The sequence below is a fragment of the Streptomyces boncukensis genome, assembly GCF_011045075.1.
Lineage (GTDB): Bacteria > Actinomycetota > Actinomycetes > Streptomycetales > Streptomycetaceae > Streptomyces > Streptomyces boncukensis.
On the sequence record NZ_JAAKZZ010001024.1, the window covers coordinates 1 to 962 of the forward strand.

Annotated in this window: 1 pseudogene; it reads left to right on the top strand. The window is 70.1% G+C overall.

The features are described 5' to 3' along the window. A pseudogene (locus tag G5C65_RS37710) lies at positions 1-962 on the top strand (type I polyketide synthase); the annotation flags it as partial.

The window sequence follows — 962 nt, forward strand, 5'->3', positions numbered from 1 at the left end:
GCTTCGCCGACGGCATCACGGCCACAGCCGGGCTCGGAGTCAACCGGTATCTGGAGCTGGGCCCGGACGGTGTGCTGTCCGGCATGGCCCAGGACACCGCCCCCGATGCCGTGTTCACGCCGATGCTGCGCAGGGACCGCGACGAGACCGACACCGCCCTGACCGCCCTCAGCCGCCTGTGGACCACCGGCACCCGCATCGACTGGACGAAGGTGTTCACCGACTGGGGCGGCCGCACGATCCCCCTCCCGACCTACGCCTTCCAACGCCAGCGGTACTGGCCGGAGCCGTCGGTCAGGTCGGCCGTGGGTCATGGCCTGGACTCGGTGTTCTGGGATGCGGTCGAGCGTGAGGATCTGGAGGAGTTGGCCGGTCTGGAATCGGCGCTGCCGGCGCTGTCCGCGTGGCGCAGGCGTCACCAGGAGCGCTCCACGCTGGATTCGTGGCGCTACCAGGTCACCTGGAAGCCGCTGGCCGATCTGCCTCCGGCGGCGTTGTCCGGTACCTGGGTGGTCATCGGGTCCGGGGATGGTGAGGTGTTGGGGGCGCTGTCCGCGGCGGGTGCGACGGTGGTGAGCGTGCCGGTCGGGGAGGTTGCGCAGCTGTCCGGCGTATCCGGGCCTGACGTGTCCGGTGTGGTGCTGCTCGCCTCCGGGTGGGCGGACACGCTGGCTGTGGTGCAGGGGTTGGGTGACGCCGGGATCGATGCGCCGTTGTGGGTGTTGACGCGGGGTGCGGTGTCGGTGGGCCGTTCGGATCGGCTGGAGGATCCGGACTTGGCGGCGGTGTGGGGTCTGGGCCGGGTCGCTGCGCTGGAGCTCCCGCAGCGTTGGGGTGGTCTGATTGATCTCCCGGTCGAGCTGGATGTTCGGGCCGGGGCTCGGCTGGCGGGTGTTTTGGCTGGTGGTGGTGAGGATCAGGTCGCGGTGCGGGGGGCTGGGGTGTATGCTGTCTCTTATACA